The organism is Rhodococcus sp. P4_F5, from assembly GCF_056401315.1.
In genome coordinates this window covers 121,872-127,871 of record NZ_JBFUJP010000005.1, presented here as the reverse complement: position 1 = coordinate 127,871, position 6,000 = coordinate 121,872, and the positions used below count along the sequence as shown (strand labels likewise).

At 71.5% G+C, this 6,000-nt stretch carries 6 protein-coding genes and 1 pseudogene; 3 read left to right on the top strand and 4 right to left on the bottom strand.

What is annotated here, in order from left to right; genetic code table 11:
* From AC1DU4_RS04925 to AC1DU4_RS04915, 3 genes and pseudogenes are all read left to right on the top strand, one after another.
* Positions 1-224, top strand: a pseudogene (locus tag AC1DU4_RS04925) (hypothetical protein); the annotation flags it as partial.
* A complete protein-coding gene (locus AC1DU4_RS04920; RefSeq protein ID WP_477837947.1) occupies positions 221-985 on the top strand; it encodes an ESX secretion-associated protein EspG in 765 nt (254 codons plus the stop codon). The pseudogene AC1DU4_RS04925 and the gene AC1DU4_RS04920, both read left to right, overlap by 4 nt.
* Positions 986-989: 4 nt before the next feature.
* Complete coding sequence (locus AC1DU4_RS04915) at positions 990-1,670, top strand: helix-turn-helix domain-containing protein (protein WP_477837946.1); 681 nt, start codon at positions 990-992, stop codon at positions 1,668-1,670.
* Positions 1,671-1,707: 37 nt separating this feature from the next.
* On the opposite strand, the gene AC1DU4_RS04910 is transcribed toward AC1DU4_RS04915, so the two are convergent.
* The 4 genes from AC1DU4_RS04910 to AC1DU4_RS04895 all read right to left on the bottom strand — a co-directional run bounded on the left by AC1DU4_RS04910 (position 1,708) and on the right by AC1DU4_RS04895 (position 5,282).
* Positions 1,708-2,100 (bottom strand): VOC family protein, encoded by a 393-nt coding sequence (locus tag AC1DU4_RS04910; RefSeq protein WP_477837945.1) that lies wholly within the window; start codon positions 2,098-2,100, stop codon positions 1,708-1,710.
* A gap of 92 nt (positions 2,101-2,192) precedes the next feature.
* Positions 2,193-3,248 (bottom strand): DUF2804 domain-containing protein, encoded by a 1,056-nt coding sequence (locus tag AC1DU4_RS04905; protein ID WP_477837944.1) that lies wholly within the window; start codon positions 3,246-3,248, stop codon positions 2,193-2,195.
* Complete coding sequence (locus AC1DU4_RS04900; protein WP_477837943.1) at positions 3,248-3,997, bottom strand: SDR family NAD(P)-dependent oxidoreductase; 750 nt, start codon at positions 3,995-3,997, stop codon at positions 3,248-3,250. Before AC1DU4_RS04900 ends, AC1DU4_RS04905 begins: the two co-directional genes overlap by 1 nt.
* Positions 3,998-4,106: 109 nt before the next feature.
* On the bottom strand, positions 4,107-5,282 hold the full coding sequence (locus tag AC1DU4_RS04895; protein WP_477837942.1) for an Ig-like domain-containing protein: 1,176 nt from the start codon (positions 5,280-5,282) through the stop codon (positions 4,107-4,109).
* Positions 5,283-6,000 lie beyond the last annotated feature (718 nt).

The window sequence follows — 6,000 nt, the reverse complement described above, 5'->3', positions numbered from 1 at the left end:
GCGCCGTCCCGGCCGCGGGCGGGGCCGGCGGCGGGCCTGCTGCCGCGGTGGGACGCCCGGGTGCGGCGGGTGCGGCGGGCGGCGGCATGATGCCCGGCGGCGCCCGCGCCAACGGTGAGGACGACCGGGAGCGCAAGACCCCGGGCTACCTCGTCAACGTGGACAACGGCAACGAACTGGTCGGCAGGCTCCCGCTGGTCGCGCCGTCGGTCATCGGCGAATGAGCCAGGGACCATGGCGGCTGACGGCACTCGAGTTCGCGGTGTTGTGGGAGCGACTCGGTCGGGACCGGTTGCCGTACCCGTTCGGGTTCCGGGGCACCGCCGAGACGGACGCGCAGTTCCGCGCACAGCGCGCCGACGCCGCGCGGCGGGTGCTGGCCCAGGTCGACGCGCCGATGTACGCCGCGCTCGCCACGCTCGCCGAGCCCGCCGTGCGGATCGAACTGTGCGGCCTCCACCGAGTCGGCCCCGGCAGCTCGATGGTCAGGGTGCATGCCGGAATCCGTCATGCCCGCGCCACGGTCGCGGTCCAACAACCGGGCGCCGACCTGTACACGGGTGCCGACGTGGTGCTGACCGCGGTGGCGCCGGCGGAGGTGGGAGCGGCCCTGGCCCAGGCAATCCCGCAGGTCGAGGCCGGGCGAGGTCGCGGGGTGTCGGTACCGCGGTCGACCGTTCCCGGGGCCTCCGTCATGCGGCCCGCGGGTCGCAGACGGGCGAGCGAGCAGCGGGACGAGTTCTTCGCCCGCCCGCGGACCGGTTTCGGTGAGGTCGGTGTCGTCGCGGGCCCGGCGTACGACAGCACGCCCCGCGGCGAGGACCGGGGCTTCCACTGGGTCGACTTCGCCGGGGACGGGCGCTATCTGGTGCGGGGCGCGGAGACCGTCCACGCGCGGCCCGCCGGCAGCGCGGACATCGCGGCGCAGGTGCAGCGGCTCGTCGCCGAGGCCGACGCGACGCGGGCGGTCCAGCTGCCACACTGAACCCGTGTATCGGGAGCGGGCGTCGAGGATCTCCGGGGCGGTGCTGTGGACCAGCGAGTCCGTGGCCGACGCCGAGCACCGGATCCTGCCCGACGGCAGCATGGACGTGATCTGGCTCGGTGGCCGGCTGGTGGTGGCCGGACCCGACACCACCGCGCACATGTCGACGGCGGCGGAGACCGCGCGCATCGTGGGGCTTCGGTTCGCCCCCGGCCAGGGGCCGGCGGCGCTTGGTGCGCCCGCCGACGGGCTGGTGGACACGCGGGTCCCGCTCGCCGAGTTGTGGAATCCCGTACTGGTCCGGCGGTGGGAATCGAGGCTGTCCGGATCGCCCGCGCCCGGCCGACTGCTCGAGCAGCTGGCCGGGGAACGGCTCGACGAGGCCGCCCCGGACCTCCGGCTGCTGGCGACGGCGACCGGGCTGCTGCGGGCGGGGGCCCCCGTCGCGTCGGTCGGCGCCCGGGTGGGACTGAGCGAACGGCAACTGCACCGCCGGTCCGTGCGGGCCTACGGCTACGGGCCGAAGACCCTGAGTCGGATCCTGCGGTTCGGGCGTGCGGTGGAGATGGTGCGCGCGGGGACGCCCCAGGCCGCGGTGGCCGCGCGGCTGGCATACGCCGACCAGGCCCACCTCGCTCGCGAGGTGAGGCAACTGGCCGGCGTCCCACTGGGCGCGCTCGGCTGAACCGGACGGACCGGGCTGGTCCGGCCGGCTCGCGGGGTCAGGTCAGGGCGGCGAACAGGTCCACGGAGTTGCCGTCGGGGTCATGGACGGTGGCGTACCGCTGCCCCCAGAACGCGTCCCAGGGGGCCAGCTTCCCCTCGTACCCGGCGGCGACCAGTCCGGCGTAGCAGGAGTCGACCTCGGTGGGGTCGGCGCAGGCGAACGCCAGGCTCAGGCGCTGGCCGCCGGACCCCGGCGTCCAGTCCGGGTCGAAGGACCGGATGGTGGCCTCGGTGTCCCAGGCCACCCGCAGCCCCTGCGGCAGGACCGCCTCCACGTGCGGTTCGGTGTCCGCGGCGGCGGGCAGGTCGAAGCCCAGTCGCCGGTAGAAGGCCAGCGAGCGAGCCATGTCGGCGACAACGATTCCCACGAGATCAAGGCGAGGTGTCATGGGTTCACCCTAGGAAGCGCGGGTCCCGTCCGTCTTGTACAAATCGGACGGGTCCCGCCCGCCGAGCCCGGCCCCACCCGCCGGCCGCCGCGTCACCAGCGGTTCTTCACCTGCTCCGCGAACCCCAGCAGGTCCCGGACGGCGAGGCGGCTGCCGTCGTCGAGTACCACATGGCCCGAGTACCGGCCGAACACCTGGTGCTGAATCGAGCGGAGCGCGACCAGGTCCGTGGCGGCGGCGCGGTCGAGGATCGGCTCGAAGGTCATCTCGAACCGGCCGTCGTTGCTGGTGAAGGTCCACGGCGCGGCGTCGAACGGGCCCGGCGGCCGGCCGGAGGTGCCGTCGGGCAGGTGGAAGGTGACCTCGTCGAGTTTGTGCGCGCGCCCGTCGACGAAGACCATGTTCTCGGTGCCGGCCGAGGTGTCGCCGAAGCCGTGGCCGATGTTGAACCCGAACGGCCTGCCGTCGAGGGTGCCCGACGCGGAACCCCAGTACCAGGTGTTGTCGTACGTCCACACGCCGCGGCCCCAGTCGAAGACGCCGAATGCGCTCGCCGGGTCGAAGGCGAACGACTCGCCGCCGACCACCACCTCACCGCGCGCGGGCAGGCAGTTGATCTTCTGGTTGTAGTAGAAGGCCTTGGGGGCCTTGGGGAACGGTGTGGCGACCACCATCCGGTCCATCTCCGGCTGGTCGAGCAGCAGCTCGCCGCGCAGGCCGCGGCCACCGTCGAATCCCGGGTGGTCGACGGTGAGCAGTCGGCCGCCGTCGGCGTGCCGGAACTCGATCCGCAGCTCACGTCCCCGCCCCGCCCGTCGGGAGACCACCACGTCGCCGGCGTCGGCGCTGGCCGGCAGGCCCATCGAACCCATCGGGAACGGCAGCATGACGTTCTCGGTCACCTCGGTGCGCGCGGTGAGGTCCAACCAGGACACCCCGAGCAGTCCCATGTAGCCGTTGTCCGCCACCGTCAGCGCGAGCCCCACCTCCTCGGTGAGCACGCAGTAGTAGTCCCACTCCTTGACCCGGAGCCGGGACGCGGCGACGGCGGCGCGGTCGTAGCGTCGCAGTTCCGCTGTGGCCCAGCCGGGCTCGGCCAGGCGACCGTGTCCGTCGAGCAGGTCGCCGGGGGTCAGGCGGTGGCGCATCAGTCCTGCTTGCGGGCGAACCGGCCCGGGCCTGCCTGGTCGCGGGGCTTGATGATGATCTGGTCGAGGTTCACGTGCGAGGGCCGTGACGCGACGAAACCGATCACCTCCGCGACGTCGGCGGCCACCAGCGGGCTGATGCCCTCGTACACCTTGGCCGCGCGCTCCTCGTCGCCGTCGAAGCGCACCAGGGAGAACTCGGTCTCCACCGCGCCCGGCGCGATCTCGGTGAGCCGGACGGGCTGCCCGAGCAGTTCGCCGCGCAGGGTCCGGTGCAGCACGGCCTGCGCGTGCTTGGCGCTGGTGTAGCCCGAGCCGTTGTCGTAGGCCTCGAATGCGGCCACCGAGGTGATGGTGACGATCAGGCCGTTGCCCGACTCGATCAGCTTGGGCAGCAGGGCCTTGGTCACCCGCAACGTGCCGAGGACGTTGGTCTCCCACATCCAGCGCCAGTCGTCCAGGTCGGCCTCCATCACGGTTGCCAGGCCCTTGGCCCCGCCGGCGTTGTTCACCAGCACGTCCACCCTCGGCAGCACCGCGGCGAACGCGTCCACCGAATCCTCGTCGGTGACGTCGAGTTCGAGCGCGGTGCCGCCGATGTCGCGGGCCAGGTGCTCGAGGCGGTCCAGGCGGCGGGCGCCGACCACCACGTGGAACCCCTGCGCGGCGAGGGTTCGTGCGGTGGCCTCCCCTATGCCGGAGCTCGCTCCGGTGACGACGGCAACATGTTCATCAGGCGAGATGGTCATGGCCTCAGCCTAGGCGCAGACGCCCCGGCCCGGCAGCAGGGTTGAGCGCCGGAAAGGGTCTGTCCCCGGCCGATCTGGCCGGGGACAGACCTTCACGGCGAGTTGGCTGTCAGTTGCTGGAGCCGAATCCGCCGAGGCTGCCGAGGCTGCCGGTTCCGCCTTCGTCGGCGGGTGCGACGGTCACGGATTCCTGGACGGAGGATGCGGTGACGGTGCCGTTGCCCGAGTACTCGGCGGTGATGGTGCTCTGTCCCGCTGCCGCCGGGGTCCACTCGGTGGTGGCGGTGCCGTCGGCCCCGACCTGCGCGGTGCCGATGACGATGTCGCCGTCATTGAAGGTCACGGTGCCACCTGCTCCGGCCGGGGTCACCGTGGCCGTGATGGTGGAGGCGCGGCCGACCTGGGCATCGGTGACCGGGGCCAGGGCGATCGTGGAGGGGGTGTTCTGCTCGGCGACCTGCACCGTGACCGTCGACGATTGGGACGCGGCGGCGAACCCGGTGCCGAGGAAGTGCGCGGTGACGGCGCGGCTGCCCGGGAGGGTGGGGGTCCAGGCGAGGGTCGCCTTTCCGCCGGTGTCGAGGGTGCCCTGGCCGACCTTGGTCCCGGCGTCGCGGAATTCGACGGTGTTGCCCGCCTCGCCGCCGGAGACGGTGGCGGTCAGGGTGCTCGGCACGCCGACCCGGGCACCGGTGACGGCGGCGAGGGAGGTGGCGGTGCCGGTCTTACTCATGGTGATGGACGGGCCCCGGAGGGAGTTGGTGCCGCCGAGTGATCCGCCGTACTCCATGCCGGTGAGCAGGGCGGTGTCACGGGCGCAGTTCTTGCCCGCCGTGTAACTGACGCTGAAGACCGGGGTCTGGACGAAGCCGGGGCGATTCTGGATGACCCAGTCGGTGACGCCCCAGGCGCCGCGGACGTAGCCTCTCCCGTTGCCCTCGTCGACGACGACCTCGGGGTTGGCGACAGGCTGGGCCGCGCCGTTGCCGGTCATCTTCGCCGAGCCGGGGATGTAGGTCAGGCAGGACGGGTGACGGTCCTTGACGTTGTAGATGAACTCGTCCACCCAGCTGGTCCGGTCGAACTTCGTTGTCACGGTGACCGTTTCGCCGACCGCGGGAGTGGTGTTGCTGACTGTCCGGGTGAAACGGGCGGCTCCTTCGTCCCAGGTGACCGAGCCCGTGGCGGCGCCGGCGATGCCGGTGCCGAGGAGGGCGAGTGCTCCGAGCGCGAGGGTGGTGGCCGCGCCGGCGGCGATGCCGCGTGTCATCGCGTTTCGTGTCATGGTGCTCCTTGTTCGCTGTGGTACGACCGTCGACATCGAGGCCGTAGGGTGCGGTTGGTGGTCCTGTGGTGGTGCCGTCACGCCGGAGTGATGACCGTGTACTCGCCGCGGGACAGGGTCGATTTCCTGCCCGCGTTCCAACCTGTAGCTCGCCATCTGTGGCACGGCGACAAACGCGACCGAACAACGCCGGGCCGGTGCATGTCGTCTGTGCGCCAGCCCGGATCCGTTCAATTGGGAGGGGGGACTGCAGCAACTTCGCCTTCTCCGCCGAGCGGCCGTCCTCGATGGTGTCGAGGGCCGAGGTCTACGGCAGACAGCGCGGCCCCATTCTCCCGGTATCTGTTGTGGGAGAATGGGGCCGCGGATTTGAGAGGTTCTGTTGTGTGCGTAAGTACTATCACGCAGACCCCGCACCGTGGACGCGAAATTCGAAAATCTGCGGACGGCTGTGCGGCATTGTCACGTGCTTGAACATATTTGGCGAGAATGCCATGTGTCTGGTGGTCGGCCGGTGCTCGGATCAGCTCACGAGCACGTTTCTATGACCATGTATTCACCGGTCGGCCGCCCTGGCCGGACGCGCCTTTGTGCCCGTTCGTAAGCTCGCCGGCCGTCGCGATCGCGGGCTGCGTCAGATGCCGTTGTGGCACAGCCTCCTACGTGCGAGTTGTGAATCCATGGGCACAGATCGCCGACGGCGGACATCGGCGGGGCC